At 70.8% G+C, this 26,869-nt stretch carries 25 protein-coding genes; 8 read left to right on the plus strand and 17 right to left on the minus strand.

From position 1 onward, the window contains the following. Positions 1-6 precede the first annotated feature (6 nt). Positions 7-528, plus strand: a complete 522-nt coding sequence (locus tag MTS1_RS12840; protein ID WP_023954648.1) for a methylated-DNA--[protein]-cysteine S-methyltransferase — start codon at positions 7-9, stop codon at positions 526-528. 73 nt (positions 529-601) lie between these two features. Here MTS1_RS12840 and MTS1_RS12845 read toward each other — a convergent pair whose 3' ends face one another. Together MTS1_RS12845 and MTS1_RS12850 are read right to left on the minus strand one after the other, a co-directional pair. Next, entirely contained in the window at positions 602-2,218 is a 1,617-nt protein-coding gene (locus tag MTS1_RS12845) for a cation acetate symporter (RefSeq protein WP_036306006.1), read from the minus strand. Positions 2,219-2,235: 17 nt separating this feature from the next. Next, on the minus strand, positions 2,236-2,586 hold the full coding sequence (locus tag MTS1_RS12850) for a DUF485 domain-containing protein (RefSeq protein WP_023954652.1): 351 nt from the start codon (positions 2,584-2,586) through the stop codon (positions 2,236-2,238). Between the two features lie 122 nt (positions 2,587-2,708). Here MTS1_RS12850 and MTS1_RS12855 point away from each other — a divergent pair, with 122 nt between their 5' ends. Continuing rightward, positions 2,709-3,566, plus strand: coding sequence for a LuxR C-terminal-related transcriptional regulator (locus MTS1_RS12855; protein ID WP_023954654.1), 858 nt, complete (start codon positions 2,709-2,711; stop codon positions 3,564-3,566). Positions 3,567-3,626: 60 nt separating this feature from the next. Here the strand turns inward: MTS1_RS12855 and MTS1_RS12860 are convergent, their stop codons facing one another. From MTS1_RS12860 to MTS1_RS12870, 3 genes are all read right to left on the minus strand, one after another. Then, complete coding sequence (locus tag MTS1_RS12860) at positions 3,627-4,811, minus strand: glycosyltransferase (protein WP_023954656.1); 1,185 nt, start codon at positions 4,809-4,811, stop codon at positions 3,627-3,629. A gap of 126 nt (positions 4,812-4,937) precedes the next feature. Next, positions 4,938-5,777 (minus strand): SDR family oxidoreductase, encoded by an 840-nt coding sequence (locus MTS1_RS12865; RefSeq protein WP_023954658.1) that lies wholly within the window; start codon positions 5,775-5,777, stop codon positions 4,938-4,940. Positions 5,778-5,896: 119 nt separating this feature from the next. Continuing rightward, the gene (locus tag MTS1_RS12870; RefSeq protein WP_023954660.1) at positions 5,897-6,661 is read right to left on the minus strand and encodes an MBL fold metallo-hydrolase; all 765 of its coding nucleotides are present in this window, start codon (positions 6,659-6,661) and stop codon (positions 5,897-5,899) included. Positions 6,662-6,867: 206 nt separating this feature from the next. Between MTS1_RS12870 and MTS1_RS12875 the strand changes: the two genes are divergently transcribed. Further along, positions 6,868-7,740 (plus strand): manganese catalase family protein, encoded by an 873-nt coding sequence (locus tag MTS1_RS12875; RefSeq protein ID WP_023954662.1) that lies wholly within the window; start codon positions 6,868-6,870, stop codon positions 7,738-7,740. Between the two features lie 144 nt (positions 7,741-7,884). On the opposite strand, the gene MTS1_RS12880 is transcribed toward MTS1_RS12875, so the two are convergent. The 3 genes from MTS1_RS12880 to MTS1_RS12890 are packed head-to-tail and all read right to left on the minus strand — an operon-like array spanning position 7,885 to position 10,123. Beyond that, the gene (locus MTS1_RS12880; RefSeq protein WP_023954664.1) at positions 7,885-8,091 is read right to left on the minus strand and encodes a CDGSH iron-sulfur domain-containing protein; all 207 of its coding nucleotides are present in this window, start codon (positions 8,089-8,091) and stop codon (positions 7,885-7,887) included. Then, entirely contained in the window at positions 8,088-9,041 is a 954-nt protein-coding gene (locus MTS1_RS12885) for a glycosyltransferase (RefSeq protein WP_023954666.1), read from the minus strand. Before MTS1_RS12885 ends, MTS1_RS12880 begins: the two co-directional genes overlap by 4 nt. Next, positions 9,041-10,123: an iron-containing redox enzyme family protein gene (locus MTS1_RS12890; protein ID WP_023954668.1), complete on the minus strand. Its 1,083-nt coding sequence runs from the start codon at positions 10,121-10,123 to the stop codon at positions 9,041-9,043. The genes MTS1_RS12885 and MTS1_RS12890 overlap by 1 nt, the downstream gene beginning before the upstream one ends. Before the next feature lie 213 nt (positions 10,124-10,336). Here MTS1_RS12890 and MTS1_RS12895 point away from each other — a divergent pair, with 213 nt between their 5' ends. Both MTS1_RS12895 and MTS1_RS12900 read left to right on the plus strand, forming a co-directional pair. Continuing rightward, entirely contained in the window at positions 10,337-11,485 is a 1,149-nt protein-coding gene (locus MTS1_RS12895; protein ID WP_023954670.1) for a zinc-dependent alcohol dehydrogenase, read from the plus strand. Between the two features lie 3 nt (positions 11,486-11,488). Beyond that, positions 11,489-12,079, plus strand: a complete 591-nt coding sequence (locus MTS1_RS12900) for an ADP-glucose pyrophosphorylase (protein WP_023954672.1) — start codon at positions 11,489-11,491, stop codon at positions 12,077-12,079. Here the strand turns inward: MTS1_RS12900 and MTS1_RS12905 are convergent. The 3 genes from MTS1_RS12905 to MTS1_RS12910 form a co-directional block, all read right to left on the minus strand. After that, on the minus strand, positions 12,066-12,989 hold the full coding sequence (locus tag MTS1_RS12905) for an SDR family oxidoreductase (protein ID WP_023954674.1): 924 nt from the start codon (positions 12,987-12,989) through the stop codon (positions 12,066-12,068). The two genes, MTS1_RS12900 and MTS1_RS12905, sit on opposite strands and share 14 nt — an antisense overlap. 194 nt (positions 12,990-13,183) lie before the next feature. Then, positions 13,184-13,318 carry a hypothetical protein gene (locus tag MTS1_RS16890; protein ID WP_023954676.1) on the minus strand — a complete coding sequence of 45 codons (135 nt, stop codon included), beginning with the start codon at positions 13,316-13,318 and terminating at the stop codon, positions 13,184-13,186. Between the two features lie 142 nt (positions 13,319-13,460). Beyond that, the gene (locus MTS1_RS12910) at positions 13,461-15,269 is read right to left on the minus strand and encodes a DEAD/DEAH box helicase (protein WP_023954678.1); all 1,809 of its coding nucleotides are present in this window, start codon (positions 15,267-15,269) and stop codon (positions 13,461-13,463) included. A 103-nt stretch (positions 15,270-15,372) separates the two neighbouring features. On the opposite strand from MTS1_RS12910, the gene MTS1_RS12915 reads away from it, so the two are divergent. Both MTS1_RS12915 and MTS1_RS12920 read left to right on the plus strand, forming a co-directional pair. Further along, positions 15,373-17,352, plus strand: coding sequence for an AarF/ABC1/UbiB kinase family protein (locus tag MTS1_RS12915; RefSeq protein WP_023954680.1), 1,980 nt, complete (start codon positions 15,373-15,375; stop codon positions 17,350-17,352). A gap of 3 nt (positions 17,353-17,355) precedes the next feature. Then, positions 17,356-17,709: a LysR family transcriptional regulator gene (locus tag MTS1_RS12920; RefSeq protein ID WP_023954682.1), complete on the plus strand. Its 354-nt coding sequence runs from the start codon at positions 17,356-17,358 to the stop codon at positions 17,707-17,709. Positions 17,710-17,712: 3 nt separating this feature from the next. Here the strand turns inward: MTS1_RS12920 and MTS1_RS16175 are convergent, their stop codons facing one another. From MTS1_RS16175 to MTS1_RS12935, 3 genes are read right to left on the minus strand one after another with little or no spacing between them, the layout of a single operon-like run. After that, entirely contained in the window at positions 17,713-18,309 is a 597-nt protein-coding gene (locus MTS1_RS16175; protein WP_052007935.1) for a VanZ family protein, read from the minus strand. A gap of 47 nt (positions 18,310-18,356) precedes the next feature. Next, on the minus strand, positions 18,357-19,385 hold the full coding sequence (locus tag MTS1_RS12930) for an alcohol dehydrogenase catalytic domain-containing protein (RefSeq protein WP_023954686.1): 1,029 nt from the start codon (positions 19,383-19,385) through the stop codon (positions 18,357-18,359). Then, the gene (locus MTS1_RS12935; protein ID WP_023954688.1) at positions 19,382-22,681 is read right to left on the minus strand and encodes a DUF5107 domain-containing protein; all 3,300 of its coding nucleotides are present in this window, start codon (positions 22,679-22,681) and stop codon (positions 19,382-19,384) included. Before MTS1_RS12935 ends, MTS1_RS12930 begins: the two co-directional genes overlap by 4 nt. An 89-nt stretch (positions 22,682-22,770) precedes the next feature. Between MTS1_RS12935 and MTS1_RS12940 the strand changes: the two genes are divergently transcribed. After that, complete coding sequence (locus tag MTS1_RS12940) at positions 22,771-23,634, plus strand: AraC family transcriptional regulator (RefSeq protein WP_023954690.1); 864 nt, start codon at positions 22,771-22,773, stop codon at positions 23,632-23,634. Between the two features lie 6 nt (positions 23,635-23,640). On the opposite strand, the gene MTS1_RS12945 is transcribed toward MTS1_RS12940, so the two are convergent. The 3 genes from MTS1_RS12945 to MTS1_RS12955 are packed head-to-tail and all read right to left on the minus strand — an operon-like array spanning position 23,641 to position 26,811. Beyond that, positions 23,641-24,972: a cellulase-like family protein gene (locus MTS1_RS12945; protein ID WP_023954692.1), complete on the minus strand. Its 1,332-nt coding sequence runs from the start codon at positions 24,970-24,972 to the stop codon at positions 23,641-23,643. Positions 24,973-24,976: 4 nt separating this feature from the next. After that, positions 24,977-25,924, minus strand: a complete 948-nt coding sequence (locus tag MTS1_RS12950; RefSeq protein WP_023954694.1) for a carbohydrate ABC transporter permease — start codon at positions 25,922-25,924, stop codon at positions 24,977-24,979. Continuing rightward, the gene (locus tag MTS1_RS12955; RefSeq protein WP_023954696.1) at positions 25,918-26,811 is read right to left on the minus strand and encodes a carbohydrate ABC transporter permease; all 894 of its coding nucleotides are present in this window, start codon (positions 26,809-26,811) and stop codon (positions 25,918-25,920) included. Before MTS1_RS12955 ends, MTS1_RS12950 begins: the two co-directional genes overlap by 7 nt. Positions 26,812-26,869 lie beyond the last annotated feature (58 nt).

Consider the following 26,869-nt stretch of genomic DNA (forward strand, 5'->3'; position numbering starts at 1 on the left):
GGAGCAATGATCGACGCAGCTTTCGCGGTGCACGCCACGCCGATCGGCGACGCCCTCCTCGTGGTGACCGGAACCGGCCTGGTGCACCTCGACATCCTCGACCGCCCCGCCGACATTGCCCTCGTCGACCTCGCTCCCGCCCTCGGAGCGTTGCCGGTGCACGATCCCGGCGCGACCGCCGATGCCGCGGCAGAGCTCGACGCCTACTTCGCGGGACGGTTGCAGCGCTTCCAGACCCCGATCGACTGGCTGCTCGCGCCGACCGGATTCGCCGGCGAGGCGCTGCGCGCCGTCTGCGACGTCCCGTACGGCGAGGTCGCGACGTACGGCGAGATCGCGATCGCCGCCGGCTCGCCGCGTGCGCACCGTGCCGTCGGATCGGCCTGTGCGCGGACACCGATCTCGATCGTCGTGCCCGCCCACCGCGTGGTCCGCAGCGACGGAGCGATCGGCGAGTACGGCGGCCACCCCGAACGCAAGCGCTTCCTGCTCGACCTCGAGAGCGGTGCAGGCTCCGGCCGCGTGTAGGCCGCGCCGGAACGACGACGGCCCCGGGCAGCGCACGCCCGGGGCCGTCGTTCGATCGGCGGTGTCACTCCCTCTAGTGGTCGACCGCCTTCTCGGCGCCGTGGCCGGTGAGGGATCGCACGTCCATCTCGGCGGCCTTGACCGGGTCCTCCTGGCGGCGCTCGGTGACCGAGCCGAGCCAGCCGAGGAAGAAGCCCAGCGGGATCGAGACGATGCCCGGGTTGTTCAGAGGCCAGATCGCCGTGCCGACGTTCTTGAACACGCTCGTCTCGGTACCCCAGAACACCGGTGACAGGACGATGAGGATGATGGCTGCCGCCAAGCCGCCGTACATGCTCCACACCGCGCCGCGCGTGGTGAACCTCCGCCAGAACAGCGAGTAGATGATCGTCGGCAGGTTCGCCGACGCAGCGACCGCGAACGCCAGGGCGACGAGGAAGGCGACGTTCTGTCCCTGCACGCCGATACCGCCGACGATCGCGAGGATGCCGATCACGATCACCGTGCGACGGGCGACCTTGACCTCGCCGTCCGGCGGCACATCGCCCTTCTTGACGACGTTCGCATAGATGTCGTGCGCGAACGAGGCCGCCGCGGTGATGGTGAGACCGGCCACGACCGCGAGGATCGTCGCGAACGCCACCGCCGAGATGAAGCCGAGCAGCAGGGGGCCGCCCAGCTCGAGGGCCAGCAGCGGGGCCGCGGAGTTGACGCCGCCGGGCGCCGATGCGATGCGCTCGGGGCCCACGAGCGCACCCGCGCCGTAGCCCAGGACGAGAGTGAGGAGATAGAACAGACCGATCAGCCAGATCGCCCACACGACCGAGCGCCGGGCCTCCTTCGCCGTCGGCACCGTGTAGAAGCGCATGAGCACGTGCGGCAGGCCCGCGGTTCCGAGGACGAGCGCCACGGCGAGCGAGATGAAGTCCCACGGGTTGGCGCCGTACTGCAGGCCGGGTCCGAGGATCGCCTCGCCCTTCGGCGACGCGGCGACCGCGCTCTCGAGCAGGGTGTTGAGGTTGAACCCGTTGATCGCGAGCACCCAGATCGTCATCACGAGCGCGCCGCCGATGAGGAGGAACGCCTTGACGATCTGCACCCAGGTGGTGCCCTTCATGCCGCCGATCAGCACGTAGACGATCATCAGCACACCGACGACGGCGACCACGATCGACTGCCCGACCTGCTCGGTGATGCCCAGCAGCAGCGAGACGAGCCCGCCGGCACCTGCCATCTGCGCGAGCAGATAGAAGAAGCACACGGCGAGCGTCGTGATGGCGGCCGCCATGCGCACCGGCGTCTGCTTCAGCCGGAACGACAGGACGTCGGCCATCGTGAACTTGCCGGTGTTGCGCATCAGCTCGGCGACGAGCAGCAGGGCGACGAGCCAGGCCACGAGGAATCCGATGGAGTACAGGAAGCCGTCGTAGCCGTTGATCGCGATCGCGCCGCAGATGCCGAGGAAGGATGCCGCCGACAGATAGTCACCCGCGATCGCGAAGCCGTTCTGCGGACCGGTGAACGAACGGCCCGCGGCGTAGTAGTCCGCGGCGGTCTTGTTGTTGCGGCTGGCGCGGATGACGATGAACAGCGTCACGGCGACGAACGCACCGAAGATCGAGATGTTCAGCACCGGATTGTTGTCGACCGTCTCGCCCGCCGCGACGACGGCCGCTCCGACGCCGTGCACCGCTTCCCAGAATCCGTTCACGAACCCGCCTCCTGCCGTTCGAGGTCATGCCGGATCGACGCCGAGATCGGGTCGAGCTTGTGATTGGCGTACCAGACGTAGCCCATGGTGATCGCGAACGTCGTGACGAACTGGCCAAGTCCGAACAGCAGACCGACGGTGATGTCACCCCAGACGCGCTGGGCCATGAAGTCGGTCGCGAACGACGACAGCAGCACGTAGACGAAGTACCAGACGAGGAAGACGATCGTGAGGGGCCACACGAAGCTGCGGTGTTTGCGCTTGAGTTCCTGGAACGGCGCCGACTCTTCGACGGCGACGTAATCCACTGCGCCGGGCGGCGGCGAGTGGGTGGGCGATGCGGACATGTGGCCTCCTTGCCTCATGGTGAGCAGCTCTCCAGCGGTCGTCGTCGTCGAGCGACCGCGATGGTAGGGTCGACGCTACGAAAGGCGGCAACGAGGCCGTCACCCCCGGAAGTAGGTAGTGCGTGACGGCACTGGCGGCACCCGAGAACGACGCGCAGCTGGTCTCTCGCGCGGTGGACGACCTCGCACGCAGCACACGCTTTCCCGTCGTCTTCGGCGGCCTCGAGAGCCAGGGCTCGGTTCACGTCACCGCGATCGCCGGAGCGCGGTCGCATTCGATCGACGACCTGGTGGTGAGGATCGGGCGCGGACTGGGCGGCGCCGCGATGGTCGAGAAGCGCCCGCGCCTCGCCCTCGACTACCGCACCGCGCGCACCATCACCCACGACTACGACCGGGCGATCCTCGGCGAGGGGATCTCCACGCTCTTCGCCGTCCCGATCGTGACCGATGGCCGAGCCCGCGGGGTGCTGTACTGCGGTTCGTGGTCGCAGGCTCCCGTCGGAGACCTCGTCGCACGGCCGGCGTTCCGCGCGGCGGATGCGATCAGCACCGAGCTGCGCATCCGCGACGAGGTGCAGCGACGGCTCGCCCTGGCCCCGACGCCCGAAGCGGCGACGGGCCTGTCCGCCGCGGCTCGTGAAGACCTCCGCGAGAGCTTCGCCGAGCTGCGCAGCATCGCGGCGACCGTCGACGACGCCGACCTGCGGGCGCGGCTCGCCGCGATCGAACGCCGCCTGACGACGGTCGCGGGCGACGGAGCGACCTCGGCGAAGGACGCCGACGTGCAGCTCTCGCCACGCGAGCTCGACGTGCTGGCGTGCTGCGCCCTCGGCTCGACGAACGCCGAGATCGGCGCGGCGCTGAGCCTGAAGGAGGGCACCGTGAAGTCGTACCTTCAGTCCGCGATGGCCAAGCTCGATGCGTCGACGCGGCACGCGGCCGTCACACGCGCTCGACGCCTCGGTCTGCTCCCCTGACCCGCGACGCCCGCCGATATTCGCTGACGTCGTTGCCGGACCAGGCCGCGACGCGCAGGATCAGGCCGCGATGCGAAGACGGCCGCGGTGCTGCTCGATGACCGCCGCGTACTCCGCGATCATCCGGTCGCGACCCAGTCGGTTGCGGGCGGCGAGCGCGGCAGCGGCGAATCCTTCGCGTTCGAGGGCGGCACGTCGCCACCCGGCCGCAACAGCGTCGGGGTCACGCGGGGTGACGATGCCGATCCCCTCGACGAGGCGGGCCGCGTCGCCGACATCCGTCGTCACCGGCACCGCGCCGCTTGCCGCTCCCTCGAGCAGACAGAGGGGCGCCGCCTCGCCGAAGGCGCTCGTGAGCGCCACGACGTCGGCCGCCCGGTAGATCGCGGGCATGTCGTCGCGGATGCCGAGGGCGTGCACGCGGTCACCGCCCTCGGCGGAGAGCATCTCGACCAGCCGGGGGTTCTCGCGCGTCATCCCCGCGCCGCACATGACATAGTGCGCATCCGGCACCATCCGGCGGTGCGCGGCGACCGACCGCAGGAAGAGCTCGGGATCCTTCATCTCGTCGAACCGGGCCGCGTAGGCGACGACGACCGCTTCCTCCGGGATGCCGAGCTCGCGGCGCACGGGGTCATCCCCGCGGGTGATGGCCGGGTGGAACCGCGAGAGGTCGATGCCGTTGTCGACGACGTGGCGCCGCGCACTGCCGAGAAGCGGCGCGTACGCGGCATCCGTCGACTGCGCGCACGAGACCGCCGCCGTGACGATCCCGCGCCGGACGCTCTCGCCGAGCCACGCGAGGGCGTCGCCGGAATGCTCGGGATCGGAGCGATGGAGGCAGGTCACGACGGGCCGAGCGGGCATCATCATGGCGTCGTCGAGCGCGAGCAGCAGTCCGAGCGGCTGCTCCTTGAGCGTGAGCACGACGTCCGCTGCGGCGATCGCCCGCGACGCCGCGCGCAGCTGTCGTGATGAGTACGCATGCGGCGCATGCGGCACCGCCCCCGCGGTCTTTCCCAGCGAGGCGACGGCGATGCCCGCCGAGCGCAGCGAGCGATAGCGCGGATCGGCGGCCATGTGCTGCACCGTGGACTCGCGCCTGGCCCGCGACGCGATCGAGAGCACGCTGTGGTGCTGTTCGCCCCGCGCGTGCAGGCCCGCGACGACGTCGCTGTGGAGGATCCGAGCCCCGCCGGCGAAGAAGCCCTCGGTGAGGGAGAGGACGCGAAGCGGAGCGCTCATTCAGGACCTTCGGGATCGACGCGGCGGGTGCGATCCATCGTGCGGCAACGCCCGCCCGCGGCGAGTGAACCGCGGACGAGCGTTGCGTGAACGAACGGCGCCGGACGCCGATCCCGAGCGCCGGGCTCAGAGGATGGGCTTGCCTCCCGTGACCGCCAGACGCGCGCCCGAGATGTACGACGCCTCGTCGGATGCGAGCAGCACGTACGCCGGAGCGAGCTCGGCGGGCTGGCCGGCCCGTCCGAGGGGTGTCTGCTCGCCGAAGCTCTCCACCGCGTCGGGCGGCAGCGTGGCCGGGATCAGCGGGGTCCAGATGGGTCCCGGGGCGACGCTGTTGGCGCGGATGCCGCGCTCACCGAGCATCTGCGCGAGCGAGGCGGTGATGCTCGCGATGGCGGCCTTCGTCGCGGCGTACGGCAGCAGGTTCGGCGAGGGCTGATCGGACTGCACGGAGCTCGAGCCGATGATCGACGATCCCGGCCCCATGTGCGGCAGCGCCGCCTTCACCAGGTGGAAGTACGCGTCGACGTTCGTCGCCCACGTGAAGTCCCACTCCTCGTCGGGGATCTCCTCGAGGGTCTCGCGGTTCATCTGGAACGCGGCGTTGCTGACCAGGATGTCGATCCCCCCGAGCTCCTCGACGGTGCGCCGGACGACCTCGCGGCAGTGCGCCGGGTCGGAGATGTCGCCGGGGATGAGAACGGCGCGACGGCCCGCATCCTCGACGAAGCGCTTGGCCTCTTCGGCATCCTCGTGCTCGTCGAGGTAGCTAATGGCGACATCCGCTCCCTCGCGGGCGTAGGCGAGCGCCACCGCCTTGCCGATGCCGCTGTCGCCACCGGTGATGAGGGCGCGCTTTCCGGTGAGCTTTCCGGAGCCGCGGTAGGTCTCTTCGCCGTAGTCGGGCTTCGGCACCATCTTCTGATCGGTACCCGGGACGTTCTGCTGCTGGGGTTCCATGGTCATCCCTCTCTTTCGTCGAACGGTGAACGGTTGGTCTACCCGATCCCGACTGGGCTCCGGATACACGGGGCTTGACACCCGGTCGCCCGATCCGGCATCGCGTCGCGTGAGCGACCGGCGCGTCAGTCGACGCCGCGGGAGCGGGCGATCGACACGGCAGGCGCGATGCCGCCGTCCTCCCAGACGGCGCCGTGACCCGGAAGGACGAGGCGGGCGCCCGTCTCGGCGAGCCGGCTCAGCGAATCGAGCGCCTCGCGGCTGTGCGCGGTCGCGGCCCGGGCCACGACGCGCGGGCCGACGCGCCCCGTGTAGGGATCGAGGGTGACAAGGGCGTCACCGGTCAGCAGGATGCCGCGGGACTCGAGAAGGAAGGCGCAGTGCCCATCGGTATGACCGGGCGTCGCGATCGGAAGGATGCCGCCGGCGAGCGGGATGGAATGTCCGGGCACGATCGACGGATCGGTCCGCACGCCCTTCACGCCCAGCGCTCCCGCACTCACCATCCGGGCGAGGATCGGCATCGCCGCCGGATACCGGAACGGGTAGGGGAATCGCGGGGCTTCGTGCGCGTACCGGTACGGATGCCGCGCCAGCTCCTCGTCGCCCGGGTGCACGTCGGCCACGAGGTGGTGCTCGTCGGCGAGGCGCTCGCACATCCCCACGTGATCGAAGTGCCCGTGGGTGAGCAGAAGCATGTCGATGTCGGACGGGCGGGCGCCCACGGCCGCGAGGGCCTGCTCCAGGAGCGGCCAGGTGCGCGGGAGTCCCGCGTCGATCAGGACGAGCCCGTCGTCGGAGGCGATGAGGTAAGCGTTCACACCGCCGCGGGCGAGCTGGAACACGCCCTCGGCAACCTCGGACACCCGCGGTCGGTGATCGGTCGTCATGATGCTCCCTCCGGTTCCGCACGATGATCCGCAGCCCCTCGGCCGAGCGCCCGGGGCTTGACAGATCGATCCGCGGTCACCCGCCGCGCGGGCGCGATGGTCGCACCGACCCCGGAACCAGTCAAGGCCCGTGGCTGTCTCGGAAAGGCAGACGTACGTTCGCGGCGCCGGCGCACTCGGCGCTCGGCCGATCCCCAGGAGGCGAGATGTTCTTTCATCGACAGGAACTGCAATTCGAGGCCCGTCCGGAGAAGCCCGACGCGATCTTCGCGCGACGGATGCAGGAGGTGCTCGGCGGCCAGTACGGCGAGATCACCGTGGCGATGCAGTACGGGTTCCAAGCGTGGAACGCCCACATCCCGGGCAAGTACCGCGACCTGCTCTACGGCATCGGGGCCGAGGAGTTCGGCCACGTCGAGATGCTCGCGATCATGATCGCGCAGCTGCTCGAGAAGGCCCCGGCCGAGCAGTCCGAAGCCGCCGCGAAATCCGACCCCGTCCTCGGCGCCGTTATCGGCGGCATGGACGTGCAGGCTGCGATCGTCGCCGGCGCGGGCGTGCGCCCGGTCGACTCGAACGGCAACCCGTGGCAGGGCTCGTACGTGACGGCCAGCGGCAACCTCCTCGCCGACTTCACCGCCAACGCGAACGCCGAGATGCAGGGGCGCCTGCAGGTCGCGCGGATCTATCACATGACCGACGACAAGGGCGTGCGAGACATGCTCTCGTTCCTCTTGGCGCGCGACACGATGCACCAGAACCAGTGGATCCGGGCGGCCCAGGAGCTGCGCGAAGAGGGAGTGGAGGACATCCCCGTGCCGTCGAACTTCCCGCTCTCGAACGAGGCGCGCGAGCACGCCTACAAGTACATCAACTTCTCGGACGGTGCCGCAGCCGCCGAGGGTTCGTGGGCCTCGGGACCCACCCCCGACGGCAAGGGCGAGTTCACCTACCTCGACGGGCCCGACACCTCGGTTCCCATGCCGCCGCCCACGCAGCCGGACCCCCGTTTCTACGGCACCGACGCGAAGCCGAACATCATCGACAAAGCCGAGGGCGTCATCCGCGACAAGCTCTGACCCCGAGGGGCACGGCCGCGGGCGACGCGGCCGTGCCCCGATGCAAGGGATCTCGCCCGACACCCCGGCCGGAACGGCATCCGATCGGGGTGTCGGCAACGATCCCTTGCATCGGCGTGCAGCTCAGAGCGGCCGGGAGCGGGCTCAGTCGGCGGTGAAGCCGGCGAGCTTGTGGGTGCCGTCGCAGAACGGCTTGATCGCGCTCACCCCGCAGCGGCAGAGCGCCACCGTGCGGCGGGTGCGCGGAATCGTGTTGCCCGCGTCGTCGAGCAGCTCGACGTCGCCCCGCACGAGCAGCGGCCCGTCGGGGCAGGCGGTGATGGTCACGGATGCACCCTGGTGCTCGCTCATCGTCTCTCCTTCTTCCTCAGTGTCCTCATGCTGTTCGCCGCTCGCCGCAGCCGCGTGCCGCGGTAGCGCACCCCGCCGCGCAGCCGCAGCGACAGCGCTACCCAGCTCGCCAGACCCCGCTCGATGACCCACGGCACCGCCCACAGGGCATCCGTCCGCCCGAAAACCCCACGTCCGCCGTCACGGCGGCGCCCGACCTCGGCGGCGACGATGACCGCTGTCCCGACGAGCGCCAGGGCAACCGGCCGGCGGCGCAGCGCGAGGATGAGGGGAACCACCGCCAGCTCCAGCGCGAGGCGAGCCGGCTGCGCGAGGCTGTCGTACGCCTGGCGCACGCGCTGTTCCCGGAAACGGCCTGCCGTCGCGGGCCGGCGGGCGACGAAGATGTCGCGCGCGATGCGACGGCGGCCGCCACGGGCGATGATCGTGCGCTCGAGCTCGAGGTTCTCGAACAGGACGTCGGTGTCGTAGCCGGGGCGAGCGAGGCCGGTCCGTACCGCGACGGTGCCCGAGAAGTCGCCTCCGAAGGCGCGGTTGACGAGGGTGCGGCCGGTGTCCCAGCGGGCGTGCCACGGCCGGGGCCGCAGCCAGACGTTCTGCGGCCGCACGATGTCGGCATCCGACAGCGCTGCGACGACCTGCTGCAGGGAGCCGTCGTCGTACCGGACGTCGTCGTCGGCGATGACCGTGAGCGGATGCCGGGCAAGGACGAGCCCCGTCATCGCTCCGCGCGCTTTTCCGTTGCGGCCCGGCACCGACGGCGGCACCACCCGCGCGGGCGCCCAGTCACGACGGTGCGCGGCGAACAGGTGCGCGGGCGAGCCGTCGACGACGGTGACGTCGACGCGGCAGGTGAGCCAGGCGAGGTACTCCCCCAGCTCGGCCGCGTCGGACCGATGGGCTTGGTCATCCCAGCGCAGCGGCAGAACGTACTCGACGTCGTCGCGCATCACGCCGTGAGGTCGGGAAGGACGCCGCCGCGAAGCGCGCTCCGCTCCTCCTCCCAGGCAGCGAGCACGTGGTCGCCGACCATGTCGTCGAGGACGAGGCAGGCCCGAGCGCCGAAGAGGATGTCGGGCAGCAGTTCCGGCTCGTCCTCGGCGAGGGAACCCGCGAGGTCGCGACCCGCGATCTGCTCGTGCACGGCGTCGGCCTCGACGTGCTCGTCGAAGTACCACGTGACGTCGGAGCCGAACCCGAGCCGCCGGAAGCCGTCGCCGTACGAGCGGTTGGGGATCGACGAGGTCATCTCGAACGCCGCGAGGTGCCCCACGATCGCCCCGCGGAGGCGCCGGTGCAGCCCGAACAGCGACATCGCGTTATGGCTGGCCAGGACGACGGCGGGCACGGCGTCGATGTATGCGCCATAGGTGTCGTCGAGGCCGGCGCCGCGGACGGTCTGGGCGAAGATCGTCGCGTGCACGCGGGCCGGGTCACCGCCGCCGTACTCGTCCGACTGGATCTCGACGAGGGCGGCCTTCGACCGGCCCCGCAGTCTCGGGATCGCCCACGAGTGCGGGTCTGCTTCGCGCAGCGTGTAGACGGTGCGGAGGATGAGGAACTCACGCAACTGCTCGAGAGAGGCCTTCTTCGCGACGAAGCGCGCCATGCCCGGTCCCGCGGTCGGGGCAGTCAGGTCGAACAGCCAGCGTGCGACGGCGTCCCGTTCCGCCTCGGGCGGATCGGCGATCTCGGCCGCGGCGCGCAGGGCCCCCTCGAAAGCGCGCTCGATGCGCCCTCTTGCGGCGATGAGCGACGGCTCCCATTCCCACGAGGCGTCCAGCCCCGGCAGCGAGCCGTAATGGACGGCATACATGAGGAACAGGGAGAGCTGCAGGTCGTCGTCGCACAGGATGTCGGGCGTCTCGGCGAGGGCGCGCCCCACGAGCTCGGGAGCGTCGATCGGGAGACCACTCGTCGCCGGGGCGATGAGCGCCCGCTGGAGCATCGCGCTCACGGGCCCCCGGGCACCGAACGGCAGGGGATCGGCGCCGCCGAGGTCGATGGGGATGGTCTCGATGGTGATGCTCATGGGGCTCCTCGGGGTGACAGCGGCGACCGTACGTGGCCTGCGCGGGGTGCTTCGAGCGGGTTGACCCGTGCGATCTCGGTGTGCAAGCGGCGCCTCCGTTGCGGCGTGACGCGCGCGGGCGGTAGCGCGTCGACGTCAGCTCGTCCAGCCCGTGGGCGGCAGGCGCGGTCGCGCGCAGTGTGACGGGCACGAACCCCGGCAGAGAGGCGATCGATGAAAGCCATGACCTACCGCGGACCGTACAAGGTCCGCGTGGAAGAGAAGCCCGATCCGAGGATCGAGCACCCGCACGACGCGATCGTGCGGGTGACGCTCGCCGCGATCTGCGGATCGGACCTGCACCTCTACCACGGCATGATGCCCGACACCCGGATCGGTCACACGTTCGGTCACGAGTTCATCGGCGTGGTCGAGCAGCTCGGCGGCGCCGTGACGAACCTCGCTGTGGGCGACCGCGTGATGGTGCCGTTCAACATCTTCTGCGGCTCGTGCTACTTCTGCGCGCGCGGGCTGTTCTCGAACTGCCACAACGTCAACGCCAATGCGACGGCGGTCGGCGGCATCTACGGCTACTCGCACACGGCGGGCGGCTACGACGGCGGTCAGGCCGAGCGCGTGCGCGTTCCCTTCGCCGACGTCGGCCCCACCGTCATTCCCGATTGGATGTCGGATGAGGACGCGCTCCTGCTCACCGACGCCTATTCGACGGGCTACTTCGGCGCCCAGCTGGGAAGCATCGTCGAGGGCGACACCGTCATGGTGCTCGGCGCCGGGCCGGTCGGCCTCGCTGCGGCGCAGTCGGCCTGGCTGATGGGTGCGGGGCGGGTCATCTCGTTCGACCACCTCGACTATCGGCTGATTAAGGCTCGTGAGTTCGCGCACGCCGAGACGGTGAACATCTCCGAGCACCGCGACGTCGTCGTCGAGATGAAGCGGATGACCGACTACCTCGGTGCCGACGTCGTCATCGATGCCGTGGGTGCCGAGGCGGACGGCAACGTCACCCAGCACGTCACCTCGGCGAAGCTCAAGCTGCAGGGCGGCTCGCCCGTCGCCCTGAACTGGGCCATCGACGGAGCACGCAAGGGCGGATCGGTCTCGGTGATCGGCGCGTACGGTCCGCTGTTCAGCGCGGTGAAGTTCGGCGACGCCCTCAACAAGGGCCTCACGCTACGGATGAATCAAGCACCGGTGAAACGGCAGTGGCCGCGCCTGTTCGAGCACATCCGCGCGGGATACATCTCGCCGAGCGACCTGATCACCCACCGCATCCCTCTCGAGCACATCGCCGAGGGATACCACATGTTCTCATCCAAGCTCGACGACTGCGTGAAGACCGTCGTCGTCCCCTCGGAAGGCTGACCCGTGAGCGCGAACTCCTCCGACGTCCCCACCCCGTACAGCCCGAACGTGCCCCGGCCGGCGCCCGATCGCGCGGCGTTGCGCGCCCGCATCCCCGGGTGGGGCGCCGACCTCGACCCGGCAGACCGTCCGTCCGGCAGCGTCGAGAGGATCGACGAGACTGCCGCCGATCGCGGGATGCCGCCGCGACAGGCCGACGACCCGGGCCGCGAGCGCTCGATCGAGCACGCGTTCCTCACGCCCGTCTACGGCACGGCGCAACCGCTGCACGGCCTCTCTGGGCGAATCCGCCGGCTGGCCTATGCGCGTTTCAGCGAGGGCCGTGCCGCGCACTGGCTGCTGCTCGTCGCCGGTGATCGCGTCGAGGCCGTCGGCGCACATGTGCGCTCGTTGGCGACGGCTCGGCCCGACAACCCCATCACCGAGACCGGGGTTCTGAGTGAAGCCCGTCGGCATCCGATCCGGTCGCGGTTCGGCCGAGGACGGGTCGACCAGCGGCACACCTGGCTCGATCCCCTCCTCGTCGCCGGGCCCTGGGTCCTCGCCGGGTGGGTCGTCATCCGTATCGTCGGACGGGCGTTCAGACGTCGCTAGGCCGATCGAGCGGGCGCGGGATCTCGGCAGCCGTCGCGGGGTCGTCGAGACTGTCGAGAACCGCTCCCGAGCTCGGCTCCGCCGCGGCGCCCCGCCGGAGGCAGGCCTGGACGAGATCGGCGGCGAGCCGGGTCGTCAGCCCCGGGGCGATGCGGTGGCCGAGCAGCGCCGCGCGCGCCTTCCACCCGACGGCGACGCACTCGCGACGGGAGACCGCCGACCGCAGGATCGCGTCGGCCACGAGCTCGGGTTCGTCCATCAGCGGCAGCCGCAGCGCGCGACCCGCGTGGTTGCCCGCGTGGCGCCAGAACGGTGTCCGAACGGCCCAGGGCAGCACCGCCGTCACCGCCACGCCCGTCGCACCGGCGAGCCGCAGCTCCTGTCGCAGGGCACGGGTGAGCGACAGCACGCCGGCCTTCGTGGCCGCGTACGACGCCTGATACGCCAGCGGGACGACGCTCTCGACCGACGCGGTGTTCACGATGACGCCACTCCCCCGCGGCACGAAACGGCGGAGAGCGACGTGCGCCCCGCGCACGGCACCGGCGAGATTGGTGTCGACCACGCGGAGGTGCTCGTCGAGGGGCGCCTTCCAGAATGGTCCGATCGTGGCGACGCCCGCGTTGCCGACCCAGACATCGATCGGTCCGAACATCCGCTCCGCCTCGGTGGCGAGGCGCTCGAGGTCCTCGGTGCGGCCGGCGTCGCCCGGCACGACGTGAGCCTGACCGCCCCGGTCACGGATACGTCGAGCGAGCTCGTCCAGCGCTTCGCCGCGCCGCGAGAACACGACGACCCGCGCGCCGGCCTCGCCCGCGCGTACGGCGACGGCGCGACCGATGCCGCTGGACGCGCCGACGACCACGATCGTCCGGCCGGTGAGATGGGGATGCGGAGTGGTCGCGCTCATCGACGCAGGATCGTCCCGGCGGTGCGGATGCCGAAGCCGGTTGCGTTCCCCGCGCGCACACGCTATTCCGCGTCGCGTCCTCCGGAGCCGGCGCGGGAACGACGACGTCGGCGGTGCTCCTGCCCCTCAGTGCTCCGGGAACAGAGCACCTTCCGGGAACAGAGCACCGCCGACGCCGATGACGACCGCAGCCGTCAGCGGTCGGTGCGGGCGTCCTCGGCAGCCTCTTCGGCCTCAGCGCCTTCTTCGGGCGACTCGGAACCGGCCGATGCCGCGTCGTCCGCGTCGTGCTGGTGCTCGTCGTCTCGTCCGTGGTGGTCGACGCTCATGTCACTTCTCCGATCGGCTCGCGTGGCGTCCCGCGCTCGCGGGACACCTCCACTGTGCACGCCGGGCGGATGCCGCGAACCGGGCTTGCCCCGAAAGCGGATGCGTGCGAGACGCAGTCCGCTCTCGAGGGACGCCGGACTGTCAGTCGCTGGGCTCCGAGCGGTGGCGCGGCTTGCGCGCCGGGCGGTCGTCGCGCTCGCGCGGGCGATCGTCGCGGTCGTATCGACTCCGCGAGCTGCGGCTCGGTCCGCCCGTGTCGACGCGGATCTCGATCGCCTTGCCCGAGATGCGGGTGTCGGCCAGGCGGTCGAGCGTCGACTGGGGCATGTCGTTCGGCAGCTCGACGAGCGAGAAATCGGGACGGATCTGGATGGCGCCGAAGTCGCCGCGGCTCAGACCGCCCTCGTTCGCGAGCGCGCCGACGATCTGACGGGGCTCGACGCGGTGACGCTTGCCGACCGCGATGCGATAGGTCGTCATGTTCGGGTTGCTTGCGCGCGGGCGACGCTCGGGACGCCCATCGCGGTCGTCGCGATCGAACGATCGGGGGGCGCGGTCCTCGCGCGGAGCGCGGGCGCGAGGCTCGGGGTCGGGTTCGAGCAGCAGCGGGGTCTCGCCCTGAGCGACGACGGCGAGCGCGGCGGCGACATCCACTTCGGGCACGTCGTGGTGACGGACGTAGTGGGCGACGATGTCTCGGAATCGCTCGATGCGGTCGGTGTCTTCCAGGGCCGCCGTGATGCGGTCGTCGAAGCGCGACAGGCGCGTGACGTTGACCTCGTCGACGCTCGGCAGCTGCATCTGCGTCAGCGGCTGGCGCGTCGCACGCTCGATCGCGTTCACGAGCCCGCGCTCGCGCGGGGTGACGAAGCTGATCGCGTCGCCGGTGCGGCCGGCACGCCCGGTGCGGCCGATGCGGTGGACGTACGACTCGGTGTCGGTCGAGATGTCGAAGTTCACCACGTGCGAGATGCGTTCGACGTCGAGGCCGCGGGCAGCGACATCCGTGGCGACCAGGATGTCGAGCTTGCCCGACTTCAGCTGGTTGACGGTGCGCTCGCGCTGCACCTGGGCGACGTCACCGTTGATGGCGGCGGCGGAGTAACCGCGGGCGCGCAGCTTCTCGGCGACCTCCTCGGTCGCGCTCTTCGTGCGGGCGAAGACGATCATCGCCTCGAAGTTCTCGACCTCGAGGATGCGGGTGAGGGCGTCGATCTTCTGCTGGTACGACACGATCAGGTAGCGCTGGGTGATCGTCGAGGAGGTCGTCGTCTTCGACGCGACGGTGATCTCTTCGGGGTCGTTGAGGTACTGCTTCGACATCCGGCGGATGGCCGCGGGCATCGTCGCCGAGAACAGCGCGACCTGCTTCGTGTCGGGGGTGTCGGCGAGGATCGTCTCGACGTCCTCGGCGAAGCCCATCTTCAGCATCTCGTCGGCTTCGTCGAGCACGAGATACTTCAGCTCGGACAGGTCGAGCGTGCCCTTGTCGAGGTGGTCCATGATGCGGCCGGGCGTACCGACGATCACGTGGACACCGCGGCGCAGTGCCGAGAGCTGCACACCGTATCCCTGGCCGCCGTAGACCGGCAGCACGTGGACGCCGCGGGTGCGGGACGCGTACTTCTCGAACGCTTCGCAGACCTGCAGCGCGAGCTCGCGCGTCGGAGCCAGCACGAGAGCCTGAGGGGTCTTCTGCGTCAGGTCGAGCCGGTCGAGGATCGGCAGCGCGAAGGCGGCGGTCTTGCCGGTACCGGTCTGCGCGAGCCCGACGACGTCGCGTCCCTCGAGGAGCGTCGGGATCGTCGCCGCCTGGATCGCCGACGGGGTCTCGTAGCCCACGTCGGAGAGTGCCTTGAGCACCTGCTCCCCCAGCCCGAGGTCGCGGAAAGTGATGACGGGCGGCTCGTCGGCGGACTCGGGTACAGGCTGTTCAGCAGAAGTGGACACGCTTCAGGGTAGTCCGCCTCTGCTGAGAACGCGCGATCGGCCCGGCGCGCTTCGGCCCGGTGCCCTAGCCTCGAAGCAGGTCGAGGGACTCGAGGGGGTATCGATGCCGGAGTGGTTGCTCTTCACCATCGCCGCGGTGGTCTTCTCGATCGCGGCCACCTGGCTCGCGAAGCGCGCGCTCGAGGCGCGGGTCGGCTGGGTGCGCGGGCCGCTCGTCTCACTCATCGTCTTCGTCGTTTTCGGACCGCTCGGCGTCTGGGTGCTGCGCGGAGCGGGCGTGCTTCAGGAGCAGGGCGGTCTGCTCACCGACCAGCCCGTCGCGTTCGGCTTCGTGCTGCTCGTGCTCGCGTGGCTGTTCGCGATCGTCCTCATCGCCCTCATCACGCTCGAGCTCATGTGGCCGGCGCGGCCGCCGATGGGGCCCGTCACCTACGTTCGCGAAGCGTTGCACCGGCGCCGCCGGGCGGTGCGGTACGCACGTATCGTCGCGATCGCCTCGCGGCACGGCCTCGGCGGGATGCGCAGCGAATCCGCGCGCGCCGAACTGCCCCGAGCGCTCGCGGCCACCCTCGACGACGCGGGCGTCACCTTCGTCAAGCTCGGCCAGATCCTCTCCACCCGCAACGACCTCCTCCCCTCCGAGATCACGAGTGCGCTCGCCTCGCTGCAGATGGACACGACGCCCATCCCCTGGCATGAGGCGAAGGCCGCGATCGAGAAGCAGCTGGGCCGGCCGATCGAGCTCGTCTTCGTCAGCATCGACGAGACGCCGCTCGCAGCGGCATCCGTCGGTCAGGTTCACAGCGCACGGCTGAAAGACGGTCGCGCCGTCGTCGTGAAGATCCAGCGCCCCAAGGCGCGCGCGCAGGTGGCCACCGACCTCGACATCATCGAACGGGCGGCCGCGGACCTCGAGCGGCGCACGACATGGGCGAAGGATGTCGGCGCCTCGGCCCTCGCCGCGCAGTTCTCCGCCGCACTGCGCGAAGAGCTCGACTACCGGGTCGAGGTCGCGAACATGGAGATGCTGCGCGACTCGATGACGGCCGCCGACGCTCGCGCGGTGCGGATCCCGGACGTCTATCCCGACCTCTGCACGGAACAGCTCATCGTCATGGAGCACGTGCAGGGCATCCCGTTCAGCCGGCTGCCCGAGCCCGGCAGCGACGCACCGAACGCCGTCGCTCCCGACGAGGCGACGCGCATCGCCGACGCCGTACTCGACGTCATCGTCGGGCAGATCGCGCTGCGCGGCGTCTTCCACGCCGATCTGCATCCCGGCAACCTCATCCTGCAGCCCGACGGCATCGTCGCCCTCATCGACTTCGGGTCGGTCGGAATCATCGAGCGCAGCATGCGGCGCCTGTTGCTGCCGATGCTCGTCGCGCTCCACAACGAAGACGACTCGGGGGCGACGGATGCCGTGCTGATGCTCGTGAAGCCGCGCGGCGACGCCGAGCTCGACGTCGGAGCACTCCAGCACGACATCGGCGTCATCCTCACACGACTGCACAACTCCACCTCCGACCAGCACCTCTTCACCGCACTGATCGAGGTGCTCCGGCGCCACCGACTCGCACTCCCGCCCGGTCTGCTGCTGGGATTCCGGACGCTCGGCGCGATCGAGGGGACGCTGCGGCGACTCGATCCCGACTACGACATGATCAAGCGCGCACTGTCGCGGGCCCCGCAGTACGCCCTGCACATGAACGACCCGCGCTCGGTGGCGATGACCGCTCAGGTGCAGCTGCAGCTCGGGATCGAGCGGGCGCGTGAGCTGCCCCGCCGCGTGGACGGCATCCTCGGCGATCTCGAGGCGGGCCGTCTCACCCTCCGTCTCCGCGCGCTGGAGTCGCCCGACGACCGCTCGTGGGTCGAGTCGCTCACCGGACGCCTCACCACGACGCTCGTCGGGGCCACCCTGGTCATCGTCGGCGTCATGATGGGCGTCGTCCAGCACGGTCCGCTGCTCACCGACTCGGTGTCGGTCTTCCCGTTCCTGGGTAGTGTGGTCGGGCTCGGCGGCCTTCTGCTGCTGTTGCGTTCGCTGCGCTCGGCGCTCGTCCGTCGCGATGGAAGGTGACCCATGAAGATCCGCGATCTCGTCCACTTCGTCGCCGCGGCCGACACACTGCACTTTCCGCGTGCCGCCGAGAAGCTCGGAGTATCGCTCCCCGTGCTGTACTCGTCGATCGACCGCCTGGAAGAAGAAGTCGGACATCCGCTGTTCACGAAGGACGGCGGCAAGCCGCGCCTGACCCCGGCGGGCACCCTGCTGCTCGCCGACGCCCGAGCCGAGGTCGCCGCGGCTCCCGCGCGGGCCGTCGCGCCGAAGCAGAAGGCGTCGGGCGGCGGAAAGGCCAAGGCCTCGAAGGGCTCGGGCCGGGCCCCCATCGTCAAGGGACAGCCCAAGCCGTACAAGAAGCGTCAGGGACGCTGACCTTCAGGTGCGGGTGGCGGTCGTCCCGCGCGTTCGCGCCTCCGCACCGGTCCGCGGGCTCCAGCGGAACAGATCGATGAGCCGCGCGAGCGCAGGAACGCGCGCGAGCAGGAGCAGCAGGCCGTAGCCGAGGGCACCGCCGGCGACGTTCGAGAGGAAGTCGTTGACATCGGCGATGTGTCCGCCCGCGAAGTACGCCTGAGCCGCGAGCTGCAATGCCTCCACGGTCAGGCTCGTGATCGCCGCCGCGCCGACGACCTTGAGCCACGTCGGCCGGGCGAGCATGAGCGGGATCAGGATGCCGAGCGGCACGAAGACAAGCATGTTCATCAGCGCGTCGTCGAGCTCGTAGTCGGCGAACGGGATGAGCGCCAGACCCGGCGTCCACGGGGTTCCCGAATCGGGCTTGTCGAGGAAGATCGGGAAGATCGTGTTTCCCACGATGCCCGCGGCGTAGACGGCGACCGCCGCGGCCACGGCCGCGCGAGCCGGCGAGAAGCTGCGCCGGGCCCACAGCACGGCCAGCAGCACGGCGAAGACGACGATGCCGAAGGGGATGACAACGGGGAGGACCGGTACTTCGGCGAAGGGATTGCTCATCACCGTCGACGCTATCGCGACGCTGCCCCACGCCGGGACGGCGCCGGTCACCGCACCCGCGGGTCGATGAGGAACTTCATCGTGTCGGGGTCGGAGTTGCGCCCGAAGAAGTCGGTGAGGTCATCGAGTCCGCCGCGCGCAGTCACGAGGTCGTCCACTTTCACGGCCCCCGACGCGACAAACTGGATGGCGAGCGGCCACGTGTCGACATAGCGGAAGAGCCCCTCAACGACGAGCTCGCGACTCTGCAGCAGGAAGAGGTCGAGGTCGACGGTCGACGACCCCATCCCGACCAGGACGGCGCGGCCGGCGCCGCGGAGCGAGCGCAGCCCGGCGGCGATCGCCGCCCGGGCGCCGGACGCGTCGATGAACGCGTCCATCCGCCGATCGAGCGACGCCACCTCGGCGGGCTCCATCACGCGCGTCGCCCCGTGCGTGAGCGCGACCCGTCGACGAGCGTCGACCGGGTCGACCACCACGACCTCGGCCGCGCCGAACGCACGCGCCGCGGCGCCGGTCAGGACGCCGATGGGACCGGCACCGGCCACCAGCACTCTCGAGCCCGGCACCACCCCGGCCTTGCGCACGGCGGCGATGCCGACCGACAGCGGCTCGAGCAGCGCGCCCTCGTCGTCGCTCATCGTCTCGGGCAGCGGGTGCGCCGCGTCGCCGGGAACCGCGAGGTAGCGCGCGAACGCGCCGTTCTCGGGCGGTGCCGAGGGGAACCGCATCCGCTCGCACAGGTTCGTACGCCCCGCCCGGCACGCCGGGCACCAGCGGCAGGGACGCTGCGGGTCGATCGCGACCCGCTCTCCGATCCGGTGCGCGTCGGCGGGAGAGGCGACGGCGGCGATCACTCCGGCGGCCTCGTGTCCGAGGATGAGGGGGCTCTCGACGACGAGGTCGCCGACGCGGCCGTGCTCGAAGAAGTGCACGTCCGACCCGCAGAGCCCGACGGCGGTGAGCTCGACGAGCACGTCACCCGGTTCCATGGCCGGCACCGCGACATCGCGGACCTCGAGACGTCCCGGCGCGACCAGAACGCTCGCCATCATGCGATCGGGGATGCCGCTCACGCGTGCACCCGCTGTTCGGCCGATGCGGTCGCCGGCGACTGTGCCAGCGACGCCTCGATCTCTTCGTCGTAGCGCGCGAGCGCCGCGGACAGGTCGTCGGCCCGGTGGCGCGCTGCCTCGACCGGGTCGAGCGCGAACAGCAGCGTCTCGGGGAGCGATGTCGCGAAGTAGTCGACGCGTGCCGGAGCAGAGCGCAGCTCGCTCACCCGCGCCGCGACGCGCGACCACAGGGCCGCCGCGGCATCGACGTCACCCCGGGCACGGGCTGCCCGCGCCCCGTCGAGCGTGTCGGCGTCGACCTCCGACGCGGCCGCCTCCGCCATTGCCGCCCGCCACGCATCGTCGGCCGCGACCCCCTCACCCGAATCCGCGCGAAGCCGCCCGAGCCGAAGCCACAGGGCTGCGCGATTGTCGAGCAGGTGCCAGGCCTCGCCGAGTGATCGCGGAGCGTCGAGAGCCCGCTCGAGGATGGCCGCAGCCTGCGCGGCATCCGGCTCGATCTCCTCGGCGCGTGCGATCGACGCCCGGGCGAACGCGCGGATCGCCATTCCCTCGCCGCCCTCCCACGGCTGCAACGGACGACTGAGCAGCAGGTCGAGCGCCTCGGCGGATCGCCCGTTCGTCGTCAGCAGGTCTGCCAGGGTCACGAGAAGGTCGTCGCGCACGATCAGCCGGTCGCGCTGCGGCTCGAGCCTGGCCAACCGGGCGGCGGTCGAGATACCGCGACGCTGCGCGAGCTGGTCGAGTTCGAACCACAACCGCGGGTCATCGCTGACCTCGACGGCCCGGTCGTACAGCTCAGCGGCGGCGTCGAGGTCGCCCCCGACCTCTGCCGTCGCGAGCGCGGCGTTGCGCAGCAGCACGCCGTCGCGGGTCGCGTCGTCGAGCGCGGCGCGCCACTGGGCCAGCGCGTCGGCTCGGCGTCCGCGGTCGTAGAGCCACATACCGAGCAGCGATCGGGCACGCGCATCCGTCGGATCCGCGGCCACGGCTGCGGCGAGAGCGTCGTAGGCGTCGAGGCCCGCGGGGAACACCCAGTCGGCGGGTGCGCGCTGCGCGCGACGGCGAGCCTCGGCGGCGGCTTCGGTCTCGCCCGCTCCGGCGAGCAGACGCGCCCGGACGTACTCGGCGATCGGTGCCGCTCCTCCCGTGCCGGCCGCCGGGCGCGCGGCCGCGGCGGCGAGCACGGCGAGCGCCTCGTCTCGCTGCCCGACACGGGCGAGGTCGCCCGCGAGATCGAGCAGCATGAGGCCGTCGTCCGGGAGGCCGCGCCCGCCGAGGTAGGCGGTGAGCACGTCGAGCCGATCGGTCTGCTCGAGCGTCGTGAGCTCGGCCGCCGCCTCCGCCTCACGCCCGAGGCGACGCAGCACGATCACCCGCAGGTTCCGCGCGAGCGGATCGTCCGACCCCTGACGGAGCGCATCGTCGAGGCGGCCGAGCGCGGCGAGGTCGCGCCCGGCTCGCGCGTCGAGCAGAGCCATCTGCACACTGGCGGGGTGGGCCCACCGCACATCCCACGCGGCCTTCGCGAACGCGTCGTAGGCACGCTCGTCGTGGCCGCGACGCGTCTCGACGAGGCCGAGGCGGTAGTGCGCCTCACCGTCGGCGGGGTTCGGGTTGCGGAAGGTCAGCCGGTCGACGGCGGCACGCAGGTATGCCGCGGCGTCGTCGTATTCGCCGCGGCCGTAGGCGGACGCGCCGAGCGCGGTGTTCGCGCGCGCGTCGCCGGGGTCGCGGCGGAGCGCCTCTTCCCAATAGGGCTCGGGATGCCGCGTCGGATGGCGGTACTGCGCGAGGTGTACGCCCGTGAGGTACAGCTCGTCGGCCGACGCGATGTCTGCGGGCAGCGGCGGCTCGGTCGCGACGGCGGGCTCGGGCGCGCCGTCGCCGTCGGAGCGCGGCCGCCAGCGGATGAGCTCGCGATCGCCGTCGCGGACGACGATCTCGACATCGGTGGCCACGATCCCCTCAGCGCACTCGATCGACTCGATGAACGCCCGGCCCGGCCCGAGGTCGACGACACGTTCCTCGGTGTCGGCCCCGACGCTGAGCCGCACCCGCGCGCCAGATACGTTCGCGGTGACGGCGACACCGATGTGCACGCGCCCCTCTTCGAGACGCACCGAGACCGCGGCATCCTGGGTCGCCTGGTGCGCCGCGCCGATGCCGGTGATCGGGAACCAGAACTGCGAGAACGTCTTGACCTCGCCGGGTGCGAGGTAGGCGAAGTCGGGCTGGTTGTCGGTGTACACCCCGGCCATCAGCTCGACGTAGGGGCCGTCGCCGTCGGTCAGCTGGTCGTCCCACGCGTGGCCGAAGGGCGCGTTGCCCCACGTCCACTGCTTCTTGCCCGGTGCGATGCGGCGGTCGGCCCAGTGCACGAAGCCGGCACCGACGGCGTGGTCATAGCCGCCGAAGAAGTCGTCGCGCGTCTCGACCACCATGTACGACGTGGGCACGGGGATGTTGCCGTAGTAGTCGATGCGGTCGGCATCGGGATGGGCCGCGTCGACCCGCGCCGGGTAGTCGACACCGTAGTAGGGACGGTCGGCTCGCGGGAAGGCGGTGATGGCACGACGCGCATGATCGGCGACGTAGCGGACGTCGGTCGGGAAGAACGACTGGTAGTCGTCGTGCGCGCGCGCCGCGACGTTCGCCCACCACAGGAACGTCTGCGGCACCTCGGTGCGGTTGTGCAGCCGCGCGCGCAGCTCGATCAGCGAGCTGTCGGGGCGCAGGCGGATGCCGTGGGTGCCGCGCATGCGCGCGAAGGGGTCGTGGTCCGACATCCAGACGGTGACCGCCCCGTCGGGTTCGCGCTCGATCCAGCTCTCCATCGGCAGGAAGGTCGCGGGACGGTGGTGCTGCGGCCAGTTGAACTCGACACCCCCCGACACCCAGGGACCGGCGAGCCCGACGAGGGCGGGCTTGATGACGTTGTTCCGGTAGAAGAAGTCGTAATCGGCGGTCTTGTCGTAGCCGATGTGGATGCGGCCGCCGAGCTCGGGAAGCAGCACCAGCCGAATCCAGCGGTTCTCGATGTGCACCGCGCGCCAGTCGCGATCGCGCGGCGCGGCGGCGATCCGCTCGGTGAACGGCAGCGGGTACACCCGGCCGCTCGACCCCTGGTAGACCCGGCGGTCGAAGAACATCGGCAGCTTCTCCGGTTGCGCCGGCTCGTAGGTGGGGATCGTGAGCGGCTGCTCCCAGACGGCCACGCCGCCGTCGTCGAGCGTCGCCTGCTCGTCCGCGGGCGGCTCGGGAAGACGCAGCGAGGATGTCGAGGTCGAATGCATGCCTCCAGCGTCGCCGAGCGAGCGCGGCGGCGACATGGCGGAAGTGGCCGTGCACCTGGACGATTCGCCGATATGCCAGGATGGCGACCATGGCCATCTCGGACGGTTTCGCGGGTGAGAGGCTGTGCGTCGTGCCGGCGCCGGCCATCACCGCAGCACTGCAGCGCCCCGTGACCCGCCGACTCGTCGTCACCGATGCCGGCTGGTTTCCGCACGCCGCAGATCATGGCCGGACTCGCGAGCGCGGCATTCGCACGACGATCGTCATCGTCTGCACGGCGGGCGCCGGGTGGCTCGAGATCGCCGGGACACGCCACCGGGTGCAGGCCGGCACCGCCGTGGTGATCCCCGCGCGCACGCCGCACGACTACGGGGCGGATGCCGATGACCCCTGGACGATCTGGTGGTGCCATGTCGTCGGCTCCGACGTCGATGACCTCACCGCGGCGATCGGCACGACCGCCGCGCGTCCGCTCGTACGGCTGCACAGCGTCGAACGCGCGGTGTCGCTGCTCGACGAGATCGTGCGCGGGCTCGAGCGCGACCAGTCGCCCGTGCGCCTCGTCGCCGTCACGGGCGCCGCATTCAAGCTCATGACGCAGCTCGCCTCAGACCAGGCGCTGCCCGAGCGCGGCGACCCGCTCGAGCGAGCGATGACGTTCCTGTCCGAGCGGCTCGACAGCGCGGTGCCGGTGAGCGAGCTCGCAGCCCTCGTCGGCGTCTCGGCATCCCATCTGACGTCGCTGTTCCGGCGCGCGACGGGAGGCGGCGTCCTGGCCTACCACACGGGCCTCCGCATGACGGCGGCGCGCACCCTTCTCGAGCGCACCGACCGCACCGTCGGTCAGATCGCGACCGAGGTCGGGTACAGCGATCCGTTCTACTTCTCGCGGCACTTCCGACGCGTGCACGGGATGAGCCCGAGCCGCTACCGGGAGGACCGTCGCGGGTGACAGCCCTCAGTCGCGACCGGGGGCGGCCGTCGTCGGGGCCGCGAGGATCTCGGCGTTGAGGCGCCGCTGCCACGCGACATCCGACCACTGCGGATGATGCGGCGCCGCGTTCGAGCTGAGCACCATGCCCCACACCCCGTGCTCGAGTGCGGTGCGGACGCCATGCTCGGCGAGTTCGGTTCCGACCGGCCCGTCTTCGAAGTCGGCGCGCAGCGGGGTGTAGCCGACCCACCCCTCCCCCACGACGGCCGGGATGCCGCGGCGGCGAGACCACGCGGCGAGCGCCGTCACCCGCGACCCGATCTCGCGCAGCATCTCTTCGCGGTAGAGCCCGTAGTGGTTGTAGAGCCAGCGGTCCCAGAGGTCGGGGTCGACCCAGTCGTATCCGTAGATCTGCTGATCGGTGATGACGGTGGCCTCGAACTTCCAGTCGGCGGCGCGGCCGTACTCGGCGAACGTGGGCGCGTCATCGACGAGCAGCGCTCGCATGGCTGCGCCCGGGAAGCCGTCGGTGCCTTCGGAACGGATGTCGATGCGTCGCTGCAGCGCGTCGAGCACGCCGTAGGCGTAGACGTGCAGCTGGCCGACCTGGAACCGCTCGGAGAGTGCCGCGAGGTCGAGGAAGGGCGCCTTGCCGTAGCTGGCGGTGACGAGGTGACCGGGGTGCGCGGCACGCACGCGGTCGAGGGCGGCATCCCCGCCGTCGGCGAACGCGGGGACGATCGAGAAGTCGACCTCGTTGTGGAGCTCGGCGAAGGCGATCGTATCGTCCAGACCCGCGGCCTCGATCTCATCGAGCATCCGGATCGTCGCGGACGCGAGCAGGTCGTAGCGCTCGGCGAGCGGCACGGCGTCGATCGCGCGGAACCAGCGCTCGTCCGCCGCGAACGCCGGCGACTGCTGGTACTCCCAGCTCGCGAGGATGACGACGATGCCGCGTTCGCGGGCACCGCGCAGCAGGTCGAAGAAACGCGTGCGGAGGTCGAGCCGGTAGCCGCCGGGCACGTCGTACCAGCGCGTTCCGTTGCCGAACACCTCGCCGTGCGGCGAGCGCCCGAGTCCCTCGATCTCGAGGTCGCTCGCAAGGTCGTCGAGTCCGAGACCGCCGAACAGCAGCAGCGGCGCGGCGCAGATCCGGATGGCGTTGTAGCCGCGGTCGACGGCCTCATCGAGGGCTGCGCCGAGGTCGGCGTAGGGCTCGCCGGCGCCGGCCCGGGTGTACCAGGAGAAGTCCCACAGGGTGATCGTGAGGCGCGGCGGCAGGTGGGCGGGAACGGCGCCCGTCAGCGCCCGGGTGTCGGGGGCCGGGTCGTGTCCGGAGCCGAGGTAGCGGGTCATCGGTTCATCCCTTCGTCGCGCCGGCGGTGAGACCGGCTCGCCAGAATCGTTGCAGAGCGGCCATGACCACAATGAGCAGGACGGCCGAGACCGCGGCTCCCGTCACGACGAGCTCGTAGTACAGCGGTGCGCGCTGCGTCTGGCCGTTCCAGAGCATGAGCCCGAGGGTGACCGGGAACGTGCGGGCGTCGTTGAGCATGACGAGCGGCAGCAGGTAGTTGTTCCAGATTCCCACGAACTGGAAGAGGAACACCGTCACGAGCGCGGGCGCCATCATGCGGGTGGCCATGGTCGCGAAGATGCGCACGTCGCCGGCGCCGTCGAGGCGCGCGGCCTCGATGACCTCGTCGGGCACGCCGGCGGTGGCGTAGATGCGGCAGAGGTACACCCCGAACGGACTGACGATGCTCGGGAGCAGGAACGACCAGTACGTGCCGGTCAGGCCTACCGCGTTGAACATGAAGTAGGTCGGCAGGGCGATGACGGTCGCGGGAACGAGGACGCCGCCGAGGATCATCGCGAAGACGGCCTCGCGCCCGGCGAAGGCGTACTTCGCGAAGGCGTAGCCCGCCGCCCCGCTGAGGATCGTCGCGATGAGTGCGCCGAGCCCCGAGTAGAACAGGCTGTTGAGCAGCCACTGGGTATAGATGCCGCGATCGGTCGTGAAGAGGTTCTGGAGGTTCGTCAGCGGCTGCGGCGCATCGCTGAACCAGAGCCCGAAAGAGCCGAACAGGTCGGCGTTGCTCTTGGTCGCGGCGAACAGCACCCACACCACCGGAAGCGCGAAGTAGACGAGAGCGGCGACGAGCACGGCGAGGGTCGGCAGCGATGCCCAGAACCCCGCACCCGGTCCCCCCGTGCCGCCGCGGCGGGCCCCGCGGCGATCGCGACGATCGGATGCCGCGCCGGTGGTGACCGTGCGGGTGGACTCGGTGACGGGTGCGATCACCATGCGCGGTTGCCCTTCCGGTTGACCAGCCGCAGGAAGACGAACGAGAACACGAAGGCGATGACGGCCACGATGACGGCCATCGCGGCGGCGAGGTTCGGGTTGCTCTGCGTGAACGCCTGGTTGTAGGCGGCGAGGTTCGGCGTGTAGTCGGTGTTGATGGCGGTCGTGAGCGGACGCAGCACGAGGGGTTCGACGAAAAGCTGCAGCGTGCCGATGATCGTGAACACCGTGGTGAGCACGAGCGAGGGGCGCAGGAGCGGCAGCTTGATCTCCCACACGATGCGCCACTCGCTCGCGCCGTCGATGCGCGCGGCCTCGTACAGATCGGCGGGCACCGCCTGGAGCGCTGCGATGAGCACGAGCATGTTGTAGCCGGCGAACGTCCAGATGCCGATGTTCGCGATGGCGAACATGACGGTGCCCGATTCGAGCGGCGCGGCCGAGATGCCGACGGCAGACAGCCCCTGGAGGATCGGACTCGTGCTCGGCACGTAGAGGAAGCTCCACAGGAGCGACGCGATGACGCCGGGCACGCCGTACGGCATGAAGAACGCGACGCGGAAGAACTGCGGCCAGCGGGCTCGGGTCGACTCCAGCAGCAGCGCGAGCACCGCCGAGAGCACCACCATCAGCGGCACCTGAATGAGAGCGAACACGGCGATGCGTCCGAGGCTCGAGACGAACGCGGGATTCGCCAGCGCCCGGGCGTAGTTGTCGAGCCCGACGAAGAGCGTTTCGGGCGCGCCCAGCCCGAGTCCGCTCGCACGGACCGAGAAGAGGCTCTGGACGATCGCCCAGACGATGGGGGCGACGTAGAAGACGGCGAAGGCCAGGAGGAACGGGCCGAGCAGCAGCAACAGCGGCAGCCGGCTTCGGGTGGTGTGCATGCGATTCCCTTCGGGGCGCGACCCGCGCGGGGCGGACGGCGTCGCTGCCGTCCGCCCC

Source organism: Microbacterium sp. TS-1 (genome assembly GCF_000509385.1).
Lineage (GTDB): Bacteria > Actinomycetota > Actinomycetes > Actinomycetales > Microbacteriaceae > Microbacterium > Microbacterium arborescens.

Bases quoted from the DNA above. Each gene is read 5' to 3' on its own strand.
- MTS1_RS12840 (WP_023954648.1), top strand. From the start codon at position 7: ATGATCGACGCAGCTTTCGCGGTGCACGCCACGCCGATCGGCGACGCC.
- MTS1_RS12850 (WP_023954652.1), bottom strand. From the start codon at position 2,586: ATGTCCGCATCGCCCACCCACTCGCCGCCGCCCGGCGCAGTGGATTAC.
- MTS1_RS12860 (WP_023954656.1), bottom strand. From the start codon at position 4,811: ATGAGCGCTCCGCTTCGCGTCCTCTCCCTCACCGAGGGCTTCTTCGCC.
- MTS1_RS12865 (WP_023954658.1), bottom strand. From the start codon at position 5,777: ATGACCATGGAACCCCAGCAGCAGAACGTCCCGGGTACCGATCAGAAG.
- MTS1_RS12870 (WP_023954660.1), bottom strand. From the start codon at position 6,661: ATGACGACCGATCACCGACCGCGGGTGTCCGAGGTTGCCGAGGGCGTG.
- MTS1_RS12875 (WP_023954662.1), top strand. From the start codon at position 6,868: ATGTTCTTTCATCGACAGGAACTGCAATTCGAGGCCCGTCCGGAGAAG.
- MTS1_RS12880 (WP_023954664.1), bottom strand. From the start codon at position 8,091: ATGAGCGAGCACCAGGGTGCATCCGTGACCATCACCGCCTGCCCCGAC.
- MTS1_RS12885 (WP_023954666.1), bottom strand. From the start codon at position 9,041: ATGCGCGACGACGTCGAGTACGTTCTGCCGCTGCGCTGGGATGACCAA.
- MTS1_RS12890 (WP_023954668.1), bottom strand. From the start codon at position 10,123: ATGAGCATCACCATCGAGACCATCCCCATCGACCTCGGCGGCGCCGAT.
- MTS1_RS12895 (WP_023954670.1), top strand. From the start codon at position 10,337: ATGAAAGCCATGACCTACCGCGGACCGTACAAGGTCCGCGTGGAAGAG.
- MTS1_RS12905 (WP_023954674.1), bottom strand. From the start codon at position 12,989: ATGAGCGCGACCACTCCGCATCCCCATCTCACCGGCCGGACGATCGTG.
- MTS1_RS16890 (WP_023954676.1), bottom strand. From the start codon at position 13,318: ATGAGCGTCGACCACCACGGACGAGACGACGAGCACCAGCACGACGCG.
- MTS1_RS12915 (WP_023954680.1), top strand. From the start codon at position 15,373: ATGCCGGAGTGGTTGCTCTTCACCATCGCCGCGGTGGTCTTCTCGATC.
- MTS1_RS12920 (WP_023954682.1), top strand. From the start codon at position 17,356: ATGAAGATCCGCGATCTCGTCCACTTCGTCGCCGCGGCCGACACACTG.
- MTS1_RS16175 (WP_052007935.1), bottom strand. From the start codon at position 18,309: ATGAGCAATCCCTTCGCCGAAGTACCGGTCCTCCCCGTTGTCATCCCC.
- MTS1_RS12935 (WP_023954688.1), bottom strand. From the start codon at position 22,681: ATGCATTCGACCTCGACATCCTCGCTGCGTCTTCCCGAGCCGCCCGCG.
- MTS1_RS12940 (WP_023954690.1), top strand. From the start codon at position 22,771: ATGGCCATCTCGGACGGTTTCGCGGGTGAGAGGCTGTGCGTCGTGCCG.
- MTS1_RS12945 (WP_023954692.1), bottom strand. From the start codon at position 24,972: ATGACCCGCTACCTCGGCTCCGGACACGACCCGGCCCCCGACACCCGG.
- MTS1_RS12950 (WP_023954694.1), bottom strand. From the start codon at position 25,924: ATGGTGATCGCACCCGTCACCGAGTCCACCCGCACGGTCACCACCGGC.
- MTS1_RS12955 (WP_023954696.1), bottom strand. From the start codon at position 26,811: ATGCACACCACCCGAAGCCGGCTGCCGCTGTTGCTGCTGCTCGGCCCG.